Source organism: Saccharothrix carnea, assembly GCF_003014735.1.
GTDB classification, from domain to species: domain Bacteria; phylum Actinomycetota; class Actinomycetes; order Mycobacteriales; family Pseudonocardiaceae; genus Actinosynnema; species Actinosynnema carneum.
In genome coordinates this window covers 116,831-133,948 of record NZ_PYAX01000010.1, presented here as the reverse complement: position 1 = coordinate 133,948, position 17,118 = coordinate 116,831, and the positions used below count along the sequence as shown (strand labels likewise).

14 protein-coding genes and 1 pseudogene are annotated in these 17,118 nt (G+C 71.9%); 7 read left to right on the top strand and 8 right to left on the bottom strand.

What is annotated here, in order from left to right:
• Window positions 1-3 precede the first annotated feature (3 nt).
• The gene (locus B0I31_RS27965; RefSeq protein ID WP_106618367.1) at window positions 4-687 is read right to left on the bottom strand and encodes an aspartate/glutamate racemase family protein; all 684 of its coding nucleotides are present in this window, start codon (window positions 685-687) and stop codon (window positions 4-6) included.
• 49 nt (window positions 688-736) lie between these two features.
• Here B0I31_RS27965 and B0I31_RS27960 point away from each other — a divergent pair.
• Window positions 737-937, top strand: a pseudogene (locus tag B0I31_RS27960) (AMP-binding protein); the annotation flags it as partial.
• Window positions 938-947: 10 nt separating this feature from the next.
• On the opposite strand, the gene B0I31_RS27955 reads toward B0I31_RS27960, so the two are convergent.
• Together B0I31_RS27955 and B0I31_RS27950 are read right to left on the bottom strand one after the other, a co-directional pair.
• Window positions 948-2,819, bottom strand: coding sequence for an ABC transporter ATP-binding protein (locus tag B0I31_RS27955; protein WP_106618366.1), 1,872 nt, complete (start codon window positions 2,817-2,819; stop codon window positions 948-950).
• A 22-nt stretch (window positions 2,820-2,841) separates the two neighbouring features.
• On the bottom strand, window positions 2,842-4,047 hold the full coding sequence (locus B0I31_RS27950) for an FAD-dependent monooxygenase (RefSeq protein WP_106618365.1): 1,206 nt from the start codon (window positions 4,045-4,047) through the stop codon (window positions 2,842-2,844).
• A gap of 92 nt (window positions 4,048-4,139) precedes the next feature.
• Between B0I31_RS27950 and B0I31_RS27945 the strand changes: the two genes are divergently transcribed.
• The 3 genes from B0I31_RS27945 to B0I31_RS27935 all read left to right on the top strand — a co-directional run bounded on the left by B0I31_RS27945 (window position 4,140) and on the right by B0I31_RS27935 (window position 6,425).
• The gene (locus B0I31_RS27945) at window positions 4,140-5,072 is read left to right on the top strand and encodes a TetR/AcrR family transcriptional regulator C-terminal domain-containing protein (RefSeq protein ID WP_106618364.1); all 933 of its coding nucleotides are present in this window, start codon (window positions 4,140-4,142) and stop codon (window positions 5,070-5,072) included.
• A 19-nt stretch (window positions 5,073-5,091) separates the two neighbouring features.
• Window positions 5,092-5,991, top strand: a complete 900-nt coding sequence (locus B0I31_RS27940; protein WP_106618363.1) for a proteasome assembly chaperone family protein — start codon at window positions 5,092-5,094, stop codon at window positions 5,989-5,991.
• A gap of 119 nt (window positions 5,992-6,110) precedes the next feature.
• The gene (locus B0I31_RS27935; RefSeq protein WP_106618362.1) at window positions 6,111-6,425 is read left to right on the top strand and encodes a chorismate mutase; all 315 of its coding nucleotides are present in this window, start codon (window positions 6,111-6,113) and stop codon (window positions 6,423-6,425) included.
• Here B0I31_RS27935 and B0I31_RS27930 read toward each other — a convergent pair.
• Together B0I31_RS27930 and B0I31_RS27925 are read right to left on the bottom strand one after the other, a co-directional pair.
• Window positions 6,416-7,402, bottom strand: a complete 987-nt coding sequence (locus B0I31_RS27930; RefSeq protein WP_245950489.1) for an LLM class flavin-dependent oxidoreductase — start codon at window positions 7,400-7,402, stop codon at window positions 6,416-6,418. The two genes, B0I31_RS27935 and B0I31_RS27930, sit on opposite strands and share 10 nt — an antisense overlap.
• A gap of 144 nt (window positions 7,403-7,546) precedes the next feature.
• On the bottom strand, window positions 7,547-8,800 hold the full coding sequence (locus B0I31_RS27925; RefSeq protein WP_106618361.1) for a glycoside hydrolase family 16 protein: 1,254 nt from the start codon (window positions 8,798-8,800) through the stop codon (window positions 7,547-7,549).
• Window positions 8,801-8,938: 138 nt separating this feature from the next.
• Here B0I31_RS27925 and paaZ point away from each other — a divergent pair, with 138 nt between their 5' ends.
• A complete protein-coding gene (gene paaZ / locus B0I31_RS27920; protein WP_106618360.1) occupies window positions 8,939-10,963 on the top strand; it encodes a phenylacetic acid degradation bifunctional protein PaaZ in 2,025 nt (674 codons plus the stop codon).
• A gap of 115 nt (window positions 10,964-11,078) precedes the next feature.
• A complete protein-coding gene (locus B0I31_RS27915; RefSeq protein WP_106618359.1) occupies window positions 11,079-11,918 on the top strand; it encodes an aldo/keto reductase in 840 nt (279 codons plus the stop codon).
• A 7-nt stretch (window positions 11,919-11,925) separates the two neighbouring features.
• On the opposite strand, the gene B0I31_RS27910 is transcribed toward B0I31_RS27915, so the two are convergent.
• Entirely contained in the window at window positions 11,926-12,576 is a 651-nt protein-coding gene (locus tag B0I31_RS27910; RefSeq protein ID WP_106618358.1) for an MOSC domain-containing protein, read from the bottom strand.
• A 95-nt stretch (window positions 12,577-12,671) separates the two neighbouring features.
• Here B0I31_RS27910 and B0I31_RS27905 point away from each other — a divergent pair, with 95 nt between their 5' ends.
• Entirely contained in the window at window positions 12,672-13,397 is a 726-nt protein-coding gene (locus B0I31_RS27905; RefSeq protein WP_106618357.1) for an SCO4651 family lipoprotein, read from the top strand.
• Here B0I31_RS27905 and B0I31_RS27900 read toward each other — a convergent pair.
• Window positions 13,394-14,083, bottom strand: coding sequence for a peptidylprolyl isomerase (locus B0I31_RS27900; protein ID WP_106618531.1), 690 nt, complete (start codon window positions 14,081-14,083; stop codon window positions 13,394-13,396). The genes B0I31_RS27905 and B0I31_RS27900 overlap by 4 nt on opposite strands.
• A 59-nt stretch (window positions 14,084-14,142) precedes the next feature.
• Entirely contained in the window at window positions 14,143-17,067 is a 2,925-nt protein-coding gene (locus tag B0I31_RS27895; RefSeq protein WP_106618356.1) for a helix-turn-helix transcriptional regulator, read from the bottom strand.
• Between the last annotated feature and the right edge of the window lie 51 nt (window positions 17,068-17,118).

Genomic DNA, 17,118 nt, shown 5'->3' with positions numbered 1-17,118 from the left:
CTTTCAGGCCAGCGCCAGCTCGACGCCGGTCTCCACGTGGATGCGGGTGGAGTCGACCAGCGGCACCGCGCAGTCGGACTGGTCGACCAGCAACGTGATCTCGGTGCAGCCCAGGATCACCGCCTCCGCACCCCGCTCCACCAGCCGTGCCATCACGTCCCGGTAGGCGGCGCGGGACGCGGGCTCCACCCGGTTCCTGGTCAGTTCCTGGTAGATCACGTCGTGCACGAGCGTGCGGTCCGGCTCGTCCGGCACCACCGGTTCGATGCCGTGCTCGCGCATCCGGTCGCGGTAGAAGTCCTGCTCCATGGTGAACCGGGTGCCGAGCAGGCCGACCTTCCGGTAGTCGGTCAACCTCCGCGCCGTCGCGTCCACGATGTGCACGAACGGCACCGTGATCGCGTCCGTGATCGCGTCGGCCACCTTGTGCATGGTGTTGGTGCACAAGAGCACCAGGTCCGCGCCAGCGCCTTCCAGCTTGCGCGCGGCCTCGGCGAGCAGCTCGCCCGACCGCTCCCACTGCCCCGTCCGCTGCAACTGCTCGATCTCGGCGAAGTCGACGGTCAGCAGCAGGCTGGGCGCGCAGTGGTGGCCGCCGAGCCGGCGCCGCGTCTCCTCGTTGAGCAGCCGGTAGTACTCGGCCGACGATTCCCAGCTCATCCCGCCGATCAACCCGATGGTCCGCATGACCGCGATTGTGTCAGTCACGCGGCGCCGGCCTGCGGTACTTGCCTTGATGGCGCAGCTCAGCCGCTCCTCGGGCACCTCCGACGTACCGCTGCCGGGCGACACGATCGGCGCGAACCTCGACCGCACGGTGGCCGCGCACGGCGACCGCGTCGGCATCTGATCGCCCAACCGCGCCGAGTGGGTCATCGTCCAGTACGCGACCGCGCGCACCGGTGCGATCCTGGTCAACATCGACCCGTCCTACCGGTGAGGCACGCCTAGGCTCGCGCTTCCTCCGCGAACTGGGTCCGGTACAGCTCCTCGTAGCGCCCGCCCGCGGCGAGCAGGTCGGTGTGGGTGCCGCGTTCCACCACCCGGCCGCCCTCCACCACGAGGATCAGGTCGGCCGCCCGGATGGTCGACAGCCGGTGCGCGATCACCACCGCCGTCCGCCCGTGCAGCGCCTCGCCCAGCGCGGCCTGCACCGCGGCCTCCGAAGTGGAGTCCAGGTGCGCGGTCGCCTCGTCGAGGATCACCACCCGCGGCTTCGCCAGCAGCAACCGGGCGATCGTCAACCGCTGCCGCTCACCACCGGACAGCCGGTAGCCCCGCTCACCGACCACCGTGTCCAGCCCGTCCGGCAGCGACGCCACCAGGTCGGCCAGCCGTGCCCGGCCCAGCACCTCCCACAGCTCCTCGTCGCTCGCACCCGGCTGCGCCAGCAGCAGGTTCGACCGGATCGACTCGTGGAACAGGTGACCGTCCTGCGTCACCATGCCCAGCACCTCGCGGACCGAGTCGGCCGTCAGGTCGCGCACGTCCACCCCGGACAGCCGCACCGCGCCCGAGTCCACGTCGTACAGCCGGGGCAGCAGCGAGGCGATCGTGGACTTCCCCGCGCCCGACGAGCCGACCAACGCCACCACCTGGCCCGGTTCGGCCCGGAACGACACGTCGTGCAGCACCTCCACTCCGCCGCGGCTGTCGAGCACCGCGACCTCTTCCAACGACGCCAGGGACACCTTGTCCGCCGACGGGTAGGCGAACCGGACGTTCTCGAACTCCACCGCCACCGGACCGTCCGGCACCGACCGCGCGCCGGGCTTCTCGGTGATCAACGGCTTCAGGTCGAGCACCTCGAAGACCCGCTCGAAGCTCACCAACGCACTCATCACCTCGACCCGCGCGCTGGCCAGCGCCGTGAGCGGCGCGTACAGCCTGGTCAGCAGCAGCGCCAGCGCCACCACCGACCCGGCGTCCAACTCGCCGCGCAGGGCGTAGAACCCGCCCAACCCGTACACCACGGCCAACGCCAACGCCGAGACCAGCGTCAGCGCGGTCAGGAACACGGTCTGCACCATGGCCGTGCGCACCCCGATGTCCCGGACCCGCCGCGCCCGCGTCGCGAACTCCGCCGACTCGTGCGCGGGCCTGCCGAACAGCTTCACCAGCGTCGCGCCCGGCGCCGAGAACCGCTCGGTCATCTGCGTGCTCATCGTGGCGTTGTGGTTGGCCGCCTCACGTTCCAGCCGCGCCAACCGCGCCCCCATCCGCCGTGCCGGCACCACGAACACCGGCAGCAGCACCAGCGCGAGCAGCGTGATCTGCCACGACAGGCTGATCATCACCACCAGCGTCAGCGCCAGCGTGACCAGGTTGCCGACCACACTGGACAGGGTGTCGCTGAACGCCCGCTGCGCACCGATCACGTCGTTGTTGAGCCTGCTCACCAGCGCCCCGGTCCGGGTGCGGGTGAAGAACGCGATCGGCATCCGCTGCACGTGGTCGAACACCGTGGTCCTGAGGTCCAGGATCAGGTCTTCGCCGATGCTCGCCGACAACCACCGCGTCACCAGGCCCAGCCCCGCCTCGACGATCGCGATGCCCGCGATCACCGCGGCGAGCGCCAGCACCACTTCGTACGACGAGCCGTTGACGATCGCGTCCACGATCCGGCCCGCGAGGACCGGTGTCACCACCGCCAGCACCGCCACGACCACGCTCAGGGTGAGGTACTGGGCGAGCCTCACCCGGTGCGGACGGGCGAAAGCCCAGATCCGGCGGAACGTGGCGACGGAGAAAGATCGCTTGTCGTCCTGCGCGTTCGTCACGTGGTAGAGCGACATCCAGGCGGTGGTCTCCATGTCCATGCCCGGAACGTAAAGCCTGGAGTCAGGTGGAGGTCAAGCTTCGGGGCAGATAGTCCTTCAACGACACTGTGTTGGCCAGCTTCTGCAGATCACCGAACAATCTCGCGCCGCCTGGCAGGTGCGGCACCACGCGCACCGTGAAGTCGCGCAGGCGGATGAACGTCCTCGACTTCGGCATCAGGCTGTCGACCCCGCCGAGCGCGAACTTCTGGCACCGGGCCACGTACTCTCGCATCACCTCCTCGTACCGTCTGAACGCCGTGACGTGGTCCGGCGCGGTGGCCAGCTCGCCCGCGAGGACGTACGCGCCGACCAGCGCCATGCTCGTGCCGTTGCCCGCCATCGGCGAGGCGCAGAAGGCCGCGTCGCCGAGCAGCGCGATCCGACCGTCCGACCACCTGTCCATCCGGATCTGGCAGAGCCGGTCGAAGTAGAAGTCGGGCGCCTCGCGCAGGTCGCCGAGCAGCCGGGGCACCTCCCAGGCGTCGTCGGCGAACGTGCCGGCGACCAGGTCCCGCTGCCAGGCCGTGTCGCGCCGGTCGTGCTCCAGCGGGGGAGAGGCGAAGACGAACATCGCCTTGGCCCGACCACCCGGTGTGGGGTACAGGCCCGCGGTGCGACCCGGCACGGTGTGCAGCAGCTGCCACCCGTCCAGGTCTTCCCGCTGGGCGGTGCCGAAGATGGCGATGTAGGCACCGAGGTCCTTGGCGAACCGCGATTCGGGGCCGAACGCCAGCGACCGCACCTTGGAGTGCAGCCCGTCCGCGCCGATGACCAGGTCGAACGTGCGCGGCTCGCCGCGTTCGAAGGCCACCCGCACGCCGGTCTCGGTCTGCGTGAGCGAGGCGATGCTGTCGTCGAACACGTAGTCGACGCCGGTCGCGGTCGCGTCGTGGAGGATGCGGACCAGGTCGCCCCGCAGGATCTCCAGTTCGGCGATCACGCCGCCCGAGTCGCCCATCGTGTCGGACGCCATGGTGGCCGTGCGCCTGCCCTCGGCGTTCACGAACGCCATCCCTCGCGCGCCCGTGTGCGCGGCGCGCACCTGGTCGAGCACGCCCATCCGCTCGGCGACCTCGCGCGCCGTGCCCCGCAGGTCGACCGCCTGGCCGCCGGGGCGGGGCGCGGGTGCCCGCTCGACGACGGTCGGCGCGAAGCCGTGGTGGCGCAGCCAGTAGGCGAGCGCCGGTCCGGCGATGCTGGCGCCGGAGATCAGTACGGTGTTCATGCGTACACCGTACATTACTGTCTCATCTGGTCAATCACTCGATGGTGCACTAGTGCGGTAGGCTTCGGTGCACTACATTCGAGGAGGCGGGCATGACTGACGCGATCTACCAGCGGATAGCGCGCGAGATCCGCGATTGGATCGAGTCGGGCGAACTGCGGCCCGGTGATCGAGTGCCGTCGACACGCGAGATCACCGTGCGGTGGAACGTCGCGATGGCCACGGCGACCAAGGTGCTCGTCACCCTGCGGTCCGAGGGCTTCGTCCGTCCCGTGGCCGGCGTGGGCACGGTCGTGTCGTCGGAAGGCGGGGAAGCTGCGCGACCGCGGGCGCAGGAGACCGACCTGACCGGCGAGCGACTGGTCCTCGCGGCCGTCCGCCTGGCGGACGAGGAGGGGCTCGACGGGTTGTCGATGCGGCGGGTGGCGTCGCAACTGGGCGTGGCGACCATGTCGCTGTACCGGCACGTCGAGAACAAGGACGAACTGGTCCTTCGGATGATCGACCACGTGTTGCGGAAGGAGGAGTTGCCCGACCCCGCCCCCGAAACCTGGCGGGAGAGGTTGGAGGTGTGCGCGAGGGTGCAGTGGAAGTTGTTCCGGGAACACGCGTGGCTGGCGCCGGCCATGTCGATGACCAGGCCGCAACTGCTGCCGAGCGCCGTCGCGTACACCGAATGGGTCCTGCAAGCGCTCGACGGGAAGGGGCTGAGCCTGGAGGAGATGATGCACGCCGCGGTGACGGTGTTCGGGTTCGTGCGAGGTGTCGCGGTGAACATCGAGCCGGAGGCCGAGCAGCAGCGGGACACCGGGATCACCGGGGACGAGTGGATGGTCCAGCAGGCGCCGGCCCTGCTGGACATCGTCTCCACCGGGAAGTTCCCGATGTTCAGCCGGGCGGTGAACTCGGACCTGGACCTGCGACTGGACACCCTGTTCGAATTCGGCCTCGCCCGAATGCTCGACGGGATCGGGGAATGGATCAGCGGTCGCTCGACGTTGACGGAGGGGAGGACTGTCATGTGAGCACTTGGGGAGGCACGCGGTGGCGCTGGACCCGGAGGATCTGTTCGAGGTCGACTCCGACGTCCCGGACCTGACCGGAGCGGTGCTGTTGCACCACTTCGACGGCTTCATGGACGCCGGTGCGGCGGGATCGGCGCTGGTCGCCCACCTGCTGGAGGTGCACGAGCACCGTGTGATCGCCCGGTTCGACATCGACGACCTGATCGACTACCGCGCCCGGCGGCCGACGATGACCTACGCCACCGATCGGTGGGAGTCCTTCGACGCGCCCGAGCTGGTGGTCCATCTCATGCACGACGCGGTGGGCACGCCGTTCCTGCTGATGACCGGCCCTGAGCCGGATCGCCGGTGGGAGGCGGTGGTCGCGGCGGTGCGGTCGCTGATCGACCGGTGGGGGCTGCGCCTCGCGGTCAGCTTCCACGGCATCCCGATGGGCGTGCCGCACACCCGGAAGCTGTCGGTGATCTCGCACGCGACCAGGCCCGAGCTGGTCGTGGAGGGCTCGCCGTTCAGTCGGGTGCAGGTGCCGGGCAACTTGTCGGCGCTGCTCGAGCTGCGGCTCGGGGAGGCCGGTCTCGACGCCATGGGCTTCGCCGCGTACGTCCCGCACTACCTCGCGCAGGGCACCTACCCCGCTGCCGCGTTGAGCCTGCTCCAGGCGTTGACGAAGTCGACGGGGCTGATCATCCAGGCCGCGGCCCTGAACGAGGCGGCGCGGCGGACGGACGCCGAGATCACCCGCCAGGTGTCGGAGTCGGCCGAGGTCGCGCAGGTGGTCGAGGCGCTGGAGCGGCAGTACGACGCGTTCACCGAGGCGTCGGACAACCTGCTCCTGGACGACAACGAGCCACTGCCCAGCGCGGATGAGCTGGGTGCGGAGTTCGAGCGGTTCCTGGCCGAGCAGCAACGCGACCACTGAGGGGCCCTGGCGCACGACTGGTGAGCGGCCCTTGGCGTGCGACCGCTGTCGGCTGAGTCCGGCTGCAGTCGCGCTGTCGGCCGGTCGGCTGCGGTCGTGGCGTCGTGGATGATGATGGGGTGTCAGACTCCGCATCGTCTCCGACGTTCCCGCTCCCGACGTCGCTCGCCGAGGTCCGGGAGCGCATCGACGTGATCGACTCCGAGCTGGTGCGCCTGCTGGCGCGACGGCAGGGGTTGGTGCGTGCTGCCGCGGCGTTCAAGTCGGACGACCAGGCGGTCCGGGCGCCGGACCGGGTCGCCCGGGTGATCGCCTCGGTGCGGGAACGCGCGGTGGACGCCGGGTTGGAGCCGGCGGTCGCCGAGGCGGTGTGGCGGGCGATGATCGACGCGTTCATCGAGGTCGAGCTGGCCCAGCACGCCGCTCAGCGGTAGAGCGCGGCGAGTCGGCGGTACGAGTCGAGCATCGCGGCGCGGTCGTAGGTGCTCGTGGTGACCAGGACCTCGTCGGCGGCGGTGCGGGTGAGCAGGGTGTCCAGGGCCTTGGCGACCTCGGACGGTGTGCCGAAGATGTGTCCTTGCAGCGACTGCTCGAACAGGGTGCGTTCCCGGTCGGTCATAGGGCGGGCGAGGATGTCGTTCGGGGCGCTCAGGGGTGGGAACTCGCCCCGGGTGCGTGAGTGGGCCATCGCCCACGCCTCGGGCACGAGGAGTCGCCAGGCGTCCTCGGTGGTGTCCGCCACGGCGACGGTCGAGGAGATCACCACGTAGGGCTCCGCGGCCCAGGTCGAGGGGCGGAACTCGGCGCGGTAGGTGGTGATGGCGTCGATCATGGCGTGCTCGCCGCGGAACGAGCCGATGACGAGTGGGACGCCGTGTGCGGCGGCGACGCGTGCGCCGGCGCCGGTGGCCAGGACGAACGGGGCGACGCGGAGGCCGTCTGCCGGGTAGCCGCGGACGGCCTGGTCGCCGGTGAAGTAGCCCAGCAGCTCGGTGAGCCTCGGGCCGAACTCGGCGGCGTCGGACTCGTCGTGCCCCAACGCCTTGCGGACCGCCTCGATGAAGCCGACCGAGCGGCCGAGGCCCATGTCGATCCGGCCGGGGAACAGCGACTCCAGCACCCCGAACTGCTCGGCCACGACCAGTGGCTGGTGGTTGGGCAGCATCACGCCGCCCGTGCCGACCCGGATCCGGGACGTCGCGGCGGCCACGGCGGCGGCCAGCACGGTCGGCGCGGAACCCGCCACGCCCGGCACGCCGTGGTGCTCGGACACCCAGAAGCGGTGGTAGCCGAGGTCCTCGGCCTGCCGGGCGAACGCGACCGTGTCGCGCAGCGCCTCGGCATGGCTGTGCCCTGCCCGCACCCGCGACCGGTCGAGCACGGACAGCCTCACCTCGCGGTCGAGCCTCACACCGTGGTCAACGGCCGCGGACGGTCCGGCATTCCGGTTCCCGATACCGTCCCGTTCCGGTACGGGGGAGGGACGCGCCTGGACCGGATGCCGCCGCGACCGCCGGGGAGAGTCGGCGATCGCGGCGGCGATGGGGGAGGGCGGTCAGGCGACGGCCCACTTCTGGTTGGCGGAGCCGAAGCAGGTCCACAGCTGCAGGCGGGTGCCGTTGGCGGAGCTGTTGTTCTGCGCGTCCAAGCACTTGTTCGCCTGGATGTTCACGATGTCGTTTGCGCCGCTGACCGCCCACTTCTGGGCGCCGGTGCCGTTGCAGTCCCACAGCTGGACCAGGGTGCCGTCCGCCGTGCCGCCCGACGCCGCGTCGAGGCACTTGCCCAGCGCGCGGATCGTGCCGTCGCCCGGACGGGACCACTGCTGGGCCGCGGTGCCGTTGCAGTCCCACAGCTGCACGGGCGTGCCGTTGGCGTTGTTCGCGCCGGCGACGTCCACGCACTTGCCGCCGATGCCGGTGATCCGCCCATTAGCGGGCGGGTTGCTGTCCAGCGTCGACACGCGCACGTAGTCGATCACGAACTGCTGCGGGAACGTGGTGGAGGCGTCCGGGTAGCCCGGCCACTCGCCGCCGACCGCCAGGTTCAGGATGATGAAGAAGGGCTTGTTGAACACCCACTGGTTGCCGCCGACGTCGGCGGGCGTGCGGCGCTGGTAGACGTTGCCGTCCACGGACCACGCGATACCGGTGGGCGACCACTCGATGGCGAAGGTGTGGAAGCCGTCGGCGAAGTTCGGCCCGTTGAACGGCATGCCGATGCCGCCCGCGCCCGAGTAGCCGGGACCGTGGATGGTGCCGTACACGGTGTCCAGGTCGTGGCCGAGGAACTCCATGATGTCGATCTCGCCGCTGTTCGGCCACGGGTTGCCGGAGTTGATGTCCTGGCCGAGCATCCAGAACGCGGGCCAGATGCCCTTGCCGCGCGGCATCTTCATCCGCGCCTCGACCTTGCCGTAGGTCGTGGTGAACTTGCCCGCGGTGTTGATCCGCGCCGACGTGTACTGGCACCGGCCGTACCAGCAGTTGTAGTTGCCGGGGTTCTCCTTGCGCGCGGTGATGACGAGGTTGCCCGCGCCGTCCATGGCCGCGTTGCTCGCCGACGTCGTGTAGTACTGGTGCTCGCGGTTGTTGCCGTTGTTGTCGCCGACCTCCGTGTTCCACTTGGAGGCGTCGACCCGCGTGCCCGCCGGCCCGTTGAACTCCTCGGCGAAGGTGACCGCCATCGTGCCCACGTCGGCGGCGGCGTTCGGGGCAGGGGCATTCCCGGCAGGCGCGGCCTGCACGGCGGGCGCGGCCAACCCGCTGACGGCGAGCACGACCGCGCTCACCACCACTCGTGTCCTCATCGACACTCCTCTCGCTCTGGCGGCAGCCAGGCCAGAAGTTACTGCATAGCCTTGAATCAAGTCACGATGAAAGTAGGGAGGCTTTACTGTCGGGTCATGCCGGGACACCCACCGGCCCGACGAGGAGGTCGACACCCGATGGCCATGCTGCGCAGCTACGTGTCAGGTCGCTGGCACACCCCGTCCGTCGAAGGAACGCCGCTGCACGACGCGGTGACCGGCGAGGAGATCGCCCGGATCTCGTCGCACGGCATCGACCTGGCGGCGGCGCTGGACCACGGCAGGCGCGTCGGCGGACCGGCGCTGCGGGAGCTGACGTTCCACCAGCGCGCGGCCCTGCTCAAGGCCCTCGCCTCGCACCTGCGCGAGCACCGCGACGAGCTGTATGCCCTGTCCGCCCGATCGGGTGCCACCAGGACGGACTCGCTGATCGACGTGGACGGCGGCATCGGCGTGCTGTTCGGCTACGCGAGCAAGGCCAAGCGCGAGCTGCCCAACGACACGGTGTACGTGGACGGCAACGTCGAGCCGCTGAGCAAGGGCGGCACGTTCGTCGGCCAGCACGTCGCCACCCCGCTGCGGGGCGTCGCGGTGCAGATCAACGCCTTCAACTTCCCCATGTGGGGTCCGCTGGAGAAGTTCGCCCCCGCGTTCATCGCGGGCGTGCCGTCGCTGATCAAGCCCGCCTCCCAGACGGCCTACCTCACGGAGAAGCTGGTCGAGCTGATGCTGGCCTCGGACCTGCTGCCGGAAGGCTCGCTGCAACTGCTCACCGGCAGCGCGGGCGACCTGCTCGACCACCTGACCGGCCAGGACCTGGTCGGCTTCACCGGCTCGGCGTCCACCGCCCAGGTGCTGCGCACCCACCCGGCCGTGGTGCGCAACAGCGTGCGCTTCAACGCCGAGGCGGACTCGCTGAACTGCTCGATCCTCGGCCCGGACGCGGTCGAGGGCACGCCCGAGTTCGACCTGTTCGTCAAGCAGCTCGTCAGCGAGATGACGGTCAAGGCAGGCCAGAAGTGCACCGCGATCCGGCGCGCCCTGGTACCGGCCTCGCTGGTGGACGCCGTCGCCGATGCCGCCGCCGCGCGCCTGGCGAAGGTCGTGATCGGCAACCCGGCCAACGAGAGCGTGCGGATGGGCGCGCTGGCCGGGCTGGAGCAGCGCGAGGAGGTCCGGCGGTCGCTGAAGGCGTTGCTGGAGGTCGGTGACGTCGTGTACGGCTCGCTGGACCGCGTGGCCGTGGTGGACGCCGACGCCGAGCGCGGCGCGTTCCTGTCGCCGGTGCTGCTCAAGGCCGACCCGGACCACGCCCAGCCGCACGAGGTGGAGGCGTTCGGGCCGGTGTCGACGCTGATGGCCTACCGCGACGCCGAGCACGCCGTCGAGCTGGCCGCCCGGGGCGCGGGCAGCCTGGTCGGCTCGGTCGTCACGCACGACGCGGACTTCGCGCGGGACGTGGTGCTGGGCGTGGCGCCGTGGCACGGCCGCCTGCTGGTGCTCGACCGGGACGACGCCAAGGAGTCCACGGGCCACGGTTCACCGCTGCCCGCGCTGGTGCACGGCGGGCCGGGTCGGGCGGGCGGTGGCGAGGAGATGGGCGGCATCCGGGGCGTGCTGCACCACATGCAGCGCACCGCCGTGCAGGCGAGCCCGCGGATGTTGAGCGCGGTCACCGGGCGGTGGGTGGCGGGCGCGCCGCGCACCGAGTCGGACGTGCACCCGTTCCGCAAGTCGTTGCGCGAGCTGCGGATCGGCGACACGGTGGTGGCCGGGCCGCGGGTGGTGACGTTGGCCGACATCGAGCACTTCGCCGAGTTCACCGGCGACACCTTCTACGCGCACATGGACGAACAAGCCGCGGCGGCGAACCCGTTCTTCGGCGGCCGGGTCGCGCACGGCTACCTGGTGGTGTCGTTCGCGGCGGGCCTGTTCGTCTCGCCCGAGCCGGGGCCGGTGCTGGCCAACTACGGGCTGGAGAACCTGCGGTTCCTCACGCCCACGTTCCCGGGTGACGAGCTGACCGTGACGTTGACCGCGAAGCAGATCACGCCGCGTGAGGACCAGGACTACGGCGAGGTCCGCTGGGACGCCGACCTGGTCAACCAGAAGGGCGAGTCGGTGGCCAAGTACGACGTGCTCACGCTGGTCGCCAAGCAGTAAGCGGGTTCCACCAGGTGGACGCGCGTCGATCGGGTTACCCCGAACGGGAACAACCGGCGCGCTCCACCGGGTTGGCGGGAAGGAGGATCGTCAACGAGTTCGAGGAGCACCTGAGGTGTCTGAGACCTTTTCGCTGGGCGGCGACCTGACCGTCAACCGCCTCGGCTACGGCGCGATGCGGCTCACCGGTGAGGGCATCTGGGGGTACCCGGCCGACCGCGACAACGCGCTCGCCGTGCTGCGCCGGGCGGTGGAGCTGGGTGTCGACTTCATCGACACCGCCGACGCCTACGGCCCGCACATCAACGAGGAGCTGATCAGGCAGGCGTTGCACCCGTACGCGGACGGCCTGGTCATCGCGACCAAGGGCGGCCTGCTGCGCACCGGCCCGAACGAGTGGCCCATCCTCGGCAGGCCCGCCTACCTGCGGCAGGCCGTGGAGACCAGCCTGCTCCGGCTGGGCGTCGAGCGCATCGACCTGTACCAGCTGCACCGCGTCGACCCGGACTACCCGCTGGAAGACCAGGTCGGCGAGCTGGCCAAGCTGCGGGACGAGGGCAAGATCCGGCACATCGGACTGTCCGAGGTGGACGTCGCCCAGCTCGAGGCCGCGCAGGCGGTCACGCCGATCGCGAGCGTGCAGAACCTGTACAACCTGGCCGACCGCCACCACGAGGCCGTGCTGGAGTACGCCACCGAGCACGGCATCGCGTTCATCCCGTGGTTCCCGGTGGCGACCGGCGAGCTGGCCCGGCCGGGCAGCGTGCTCGACGCGGCGGCCAAGGAGCACGGCGCCACGCCCGCCCAGCTCGCGCTGGCGTGGCTGCTGCGCAAGTCGCCGGTCGTGCTGCCCATCCCGGGCACGTCCTCGATCGCGCACCTGGAGGAGAACGTGGCGGCGGCGCGGATCGAGCTGACCGACGAGGAGTTCGAGAAGCTGTCCGCGCTCGCCTGAGCGACCGCTACGCCGGGTCGAACGCCCGCCGTTCGACCCGGCGCCGCAGGTCGTCGTGCAGGTCGTCGCCGGCGGCCAGCAGGCCGGGCAGCAACGCCGGCTCCAGCGTCAGGGCGCGGAACGCGAGCGCGATCGTGACGCCGTGGTCGGGCCGGTGCTCGATCGTGATCTCGTCACCCGCCGTGATCGTGCCGGGCTCCAGGACGCGGAAGTAGGTGCCGGGAAGCCCGCGCTGGGTGAACGTCTTCACCCACCCGCGCTCCTCCATCACCCCGGCGAACGTCCGGCACGGCACGCGCGGGCTGGTCGCCTGCAGCAGCACGCCGCCGATCCGCCACCGCTCGCCGACGAGGGCGCCGCACACGTCGACGCCCGTCGTGGTCAGGTTCTCGCCGAAGAGCCCCGGCGTCAGGTCGCGGCCCAGCTCCGCCGACCACTCGTCCAGGTCTTCCCGGGCGTAGGCGTAAACGGCCTGGTCGCCGCCGCCGTGGTGGCGCACGTCGGAGATGTGGTCGCCGGCGACGCCGCTGCCGCCCGGACCGGGCGCGCGGACCTCCACCGGGCCCGGTACGGGGCGCTTGCCGATGCCGGTGTGGCCGACAGCGGCCTGGTCGAACTCGACGCGGGAGCCGACGTTGACGGAGAGCACGTGGGGCATGGCACCGACGTTAGCGGAGGCACTTTCCGGGTTCGTACTCCTTATCGGTCGCGGGTGGGGGAGGATGGCGTAGTTCACCGTCCGTGGGGGGAGACATGCGCAGGTCCGTCGTCGCAGTGGTGCTGGCCTCGGTGGCGCTGGCGGGCTGTGCCGAGCGGACACCCCTGCCGGCACCGACGCTCGGCCCGGTGGCGGAGGACAGCGCGACGTTGATCGCGGGCGTCGCCACCCGTGCCGACGAACAGCGGTCCGTGCGGTTCACCGCCGAGACCACGATGACCGGGCTGCGGGTCACGCTCGACGGCGGCCTCCTGCGCGCCCGCGCGGACCGGCTGGTGTCGTTGCGGCAGGACTCGTCCACCGACGTCGTCGTGCTGGCCGACGCCGGCTACTCCCGCACCGACGGCGGCACGTGGACCAGGCTCGACCTGGCCGAACGCGCGCCGGTGCGGGCCGACACCACGGTCGCCGGCCTGGCCGACGAGGTGGACCCGGCCTCGGTGGTGCGCTCGCTGGCGGGCAGCCTACTCGTGGAGGAGGGCGAGGAGCGGCTCGACGGCGTGCCGACGCGCCGGTACGCCCTGCTCGTCGACCTGCGGCAGCAGGCCGAGCGGACGCCGGACAGCTCGCGGCGCGCGCAGCTGCTGGCGGCCTACGAGTCGGGCTTCACCGCGTCCGCCACCGTCTGGGTGGGTCCGGGCGACCTGCCGGTGCGGGTGGAGCAGGTGCTGAAGACGTTGGAGGACAACGTCTTCCAGCGCACCGAGCACCGCTTCGCCGACTGGAACGCCGACATCCGGGTCACCGCCCCGGTCTCCTAACAGGTCCGCTTGGCCCGCTCGATGTCCGTGGTCAGGGCGGGACGGCCGTCGACCTCGCTGTCCGGGTTCGGCACGATGCCGCCGGCCGCGACCTTGTCCAGCGTGGCGAGCCCGGCGGGCGTGATGCGGCCGAACACGGTGTAGTTGGGCCGCAGCACGGAGTCCGACGTGACCAGGAAGAACTGGCTGCCGTTGGTGTCCGGGCCCGCGTTGGCCATGGCCAGCGTGCCGCGCGGGTAGATCCGGCGCAGGCCGGTGGGGTCGTTCGGGGCGGGCGCCAGGTCGGTCGGCAGCTCGTCGGAGTACCGGTAGCCCGGACCGCCCTCACCGGTGTTGGACGGGTCGCCGCACTGCAGCACCTTCAACGTCGGGTACGCGGTCAGCCGGTGGCACGTCGTGTCGTCGTAGAACTTCTTCCGCACCAGGTGCAGGAAGCTCTGGACGGTGCACGGCGCCTGAGCGCGGTCCAGCACGAGCGGCACGGGGCCCTGGTTGGTCCGCAGCAGCACCTCGGGGTGACCGCGGTCGGGTGTGTGCCGCGGATCGGGCGGCAGAGGCACGGGACGGGCGGCCGGCTCGTCCGGCGTCACCGTGTACGCGCACGGTCCGCGAGTCGTGTCCGGTGCTCCGGTGCCCTCCGCCGAGGGGGAAGCCTGCGCCACCCCACCACCGAGGACCGCCATCATCAGCGTCACTGCCACCAGGATTCTCACGCACCAGGTGTAACGGACCCGTCACCGCGGTGCTAGGGCCGGTCGGCGGGTCCGAGCGACGCGGCGAACGCGCTGAGCGACTCCCGGTCCGGCTGCGCGGTCTTCGTGATCAGGCTCGCCACGTGCTTCTCCACCGTGCGCGGCGAGATGTGCAGCCGGGTCGCGATCGCCTTGTTGCCCAACCGGCCCGCCAGCAGCCGGAACACCTCGAACTCGCGCACCGTCACGCCCAGCGCCCGCAGCTCGCGCGGCACCTGGTCGGACCCGGTCCGCCGCTGCGGCACCGACGCGCCCACCTGCCGCAGCAGCCCGCGGCACGCGCTGGCCACGGCCGGCTGACCCGCCTGGTGGAAGTACTCCTCCGCGCCGCGCAGCCAGGCCACCGGCTCACCCCACCCGTCGGCCACCGCCGCCTCGGCGACCAGCCGCAGCCCCAGGTGACGGGCCAGCGGGTGGATCGCCGCCGCCTCTCGCCCCGCCCGCACGGCCTGCGCCGCCTCCGCCTCCCGGCCCAGCCTGCCCAACAGCACGGCCAGCGCGAACTGCGCGAACACCCGGTTCCAGCGCATCCGGGCCGCCGCCGACCGCGTCACGGCGAGGTAGGCGTCGAGGTCCAGCGCGCCGGACAGGGCGTCCAGGAGCAGCCGCAGCCCGTGCCGGCCGGACAGGTGGTACACGGTCGGCGTCTCGGCCTCGTGCGCGATCGCCCGCGCCAGGTCGTGCCCGGCCGTCGCGCGGTCCTCTTCCAGGAGCGCGCAGAACGCCCGCGCCAGCCCGAAGCACAGCGGCCGTTCCTGCGAGCCGACCCCGCCGACCTGGTCGAACGCCTCGATCGCGGCGTCCATCTCGGCCCGCCTGCCCTGGTGGGCCGCGGCGGTCGCCTGCGCCATCAGCCCGTACAGGGTGAGGTTGCGCAGCTGCAGGCGCCGGGTGTCGGCGATGATCCGCGGCAGCTGTTCCGCGGCGGCGGAGTACTGCCCGCGCAGCACGGCGTCCAGCCCGAGGATCGCGTCCACGTTGTACGCCACGCTGATCGCGCCGATCAGCAACGCCTCCTCGCGCGCCTCGGCCAGCTCCGCCGCCTTGCCCTCGGCCAGCCAGTCCAGCCCGGCCTGCCGGATCACCGCGTACGCCCGCTGGATGGGCAGCCCGTGCTCCTCGGCCAGCGCCCTGGCCCGGCTGAAGCACTCGGTCGCCTCGTCCAGGTCCCGGTCGCGGGCCAGCACGCCGAGCAGCTGCCACGTCTCGCAGCCCACCTCGGGCAGCGGCACCCGCTTCGCCGCGTCGGCCGCGCGCCTGGCCAGGAACTCGGCCGAGGAGATCCGGTCCGGCACCTCCAGGTTCAACGTGAGGAACGCGGCCACCGCGTCGAGCCGCGCGGTGTGCTCGTCGGTGGCGTCCGCGCCGAGCAGCGCCCGCGCCGTCTCCACGTGCGCCATGCCGTCCGTCCAGCGACCGGCGGTGTTGGCCACCTGCGCGAGCTTGGTGTGCAGCTCGGCCCGCCGCACCCGGCCCAACCCGGCGGCGCTCAGCTCGGTCACCGCGTCGACCAGCGCGAACGCGCGCTCGAACTGGCCAGCCTCGGCCAGCGCGGGCAGCAGCGAGTCCAGCACGTCGGCGCGGATCGCCACGTCGACCTCGCTGGCCAGCAGCCGGTGCGCGTGGTCGAGCAGCCGCACCGCCGACCCGGCCGCGCCGTCTGCCAGCGCCCGCCGTCCCGCCTCCGCCAGCAACGTGCCCGCCTCGGCGGTCTGCCCGGCGTCCAGCCGCAGCGACGCCACCAGGGCGCACCACTCGCCGGACAGGCCGGGGTGCAGCTCCTGCACGGCGTCCGCGGTCCGGCGGGCCAGCTCGGCCCGGTGCGGCGGCGGCAGTTGCGCCCGCAGCGCCTCGGCGGTCAGCGGGTGCCGGAACGCGTACCAGTCGGGCACGGGCTCGTCCGGCGTGACGAGCTGCGCGGCCACGCCCGCGTGCAGGTGCGACAGCAGGGCGCGGTCGTCCATGCCGGTCACCCGGCGCAGCACCGACAGCGGGAACCGGTGGCCCAGCACGGCCGCCACCGACAGCACCTCGCGCCCCTGCGGCCCGAGCCGGTCGGTGCGGTGCGCGACCAGCCGCACCAGCGCGGACGGCACGTCGATGCGCAGTTCGCCGAGCACCTGCCAGCCGCCCGGACCGCGCACCAGCAGGCCGCCGTTGACCAGGCCGTGCACCATCTCCTCGACCACGAACGGGTTGCCCGCGCTGTCGGCCCACAGCCGTTGCACGACCTCGGCGGGCACCTCGTGCTCCTCGGCCTCCAGGCACAGCGCCACCATCCGGCGCACCTGGCGTTCGTCCAGGCGGCGCAGCTCCACCAGCACGCCCGCCTGCCGCTGCACGGCCGAGAGGACCACGTCCAGCGTGGGGCCGGGGTCGGCGCGGGTGGTCACCAGGAGCGCGGCGGGTGCCTGGTCGAGGTTGTCCACGAGGTAGTCGACGACGGCCAGCGTCTCGGCGTCCGCGTCGTGCAGGTCCTCCAGCACCAGCAGGCACGGCTGCGCGCGGCCGACCACGGCCAGCAGTCGCAGCACGGCCTCGGCGAGCACCAGCACGGAGTGCGCGGCCCGCGGTTCGTCGGCACCCCACTCGGGCACGAGCCTGCCGAGCGCCGACTGGTAGGGGCCGAGTTCGCGCAGGTCCAGGCCGTCTCCCGGGCGCAGCAGCGACATCAGCGCCTCGGCCAGCGGCCGGAACGGCACGATCGGACCGATCGTGCTGCCACGTCCGCGCAGCACCCGCATGCCGCGGTCGAACGCGGCGCCGGCGGCGAAGCGCGCCAACCGGGTCTTCCCGATGCCCGGCTCGCCGACGAGGAACACGGCGCGCCCGCGGTGGGCGCCGGCGTCGGCCAGCAGTCGGTCGAGCACGCGGAGTTCTTCGTCGCGGCCGACCACGACCGGCGCGCGGGTGTGCATGCGCCGACCTTAGTCAAGCCGAACGGCCGCATGCCAAACTGCCCGCACCCC

Coding starts and splice junctions, on each gene's coding strand:
- B0I31_RS27965 (WP_106618367.1), bottom strand. CDS start 687: ATGCGGACCATCGGGTTGATCGGCGGGATGAGCTGGGAATCGTCGGCC.
- B0I31_RS27955 (WP_106618366.1), bottom strand. CDS start 2,819: ATGGACATGGAGACCACCGCCTGGATGTCGCTCTACCACGTGACGAAC.
- B0I31_RS27950 (WP_106618365.1), bottom strand. CDS start 4,047: ATGAACACCGTACTGATCTCCGGCGCCAGCATCGCCGGACCGGCGCTC.
- B0I31_RS27945 (WP_106618364.1), top strand. CDS start 4,140: ATGACTGACGCGATCTACCAGCGGATAGCGCGCGAGATCCGCGATTGG.
- B0I31_RS27925 (WP_106618361.1), bottom strand. CDS start 8,800: ATGAGGACACGAGTGGTGGTGAGCGCGGTCGTGCTCGCCGTCAGCGGG.
- paaZ (WP_106618360.1), top strand. CDS start 8,939: ATGGCCATGCTGCGCAGCTACGTGTCAGGTCGCTGGCACACCCCGTCC.
- B0I31_RS27910 (WP_106618358.1), bottom strand. CDS start 12,576: ATGCCCCACGTGCTCTCCGTCAACGTCGGCTCCCGCGTCGAGTTCGAC.
- B0I31_RS27905 (WP_106618357.1), top strand. CDS start 12,672: ATGCGCAGGTCCGTCGTCGCAGTGGTGCTGGCCTCGGTGGCGCTGGCG.
- B0I31_RS27900 (WP_106618531.1), bottom strand. CDS start 14,083: ATGATGGCGGTCCTCGGTGGTGGGGTGGCGCAGGCTTCCCCCTCGGCG.
- B0I31_RS27895 (WP_106618356.1), bottom strand. CDS start 17,067: ATGCACACCCGCGCGCCGGTCGTGGTCGGCCGCGACGAAGAACTCCGC.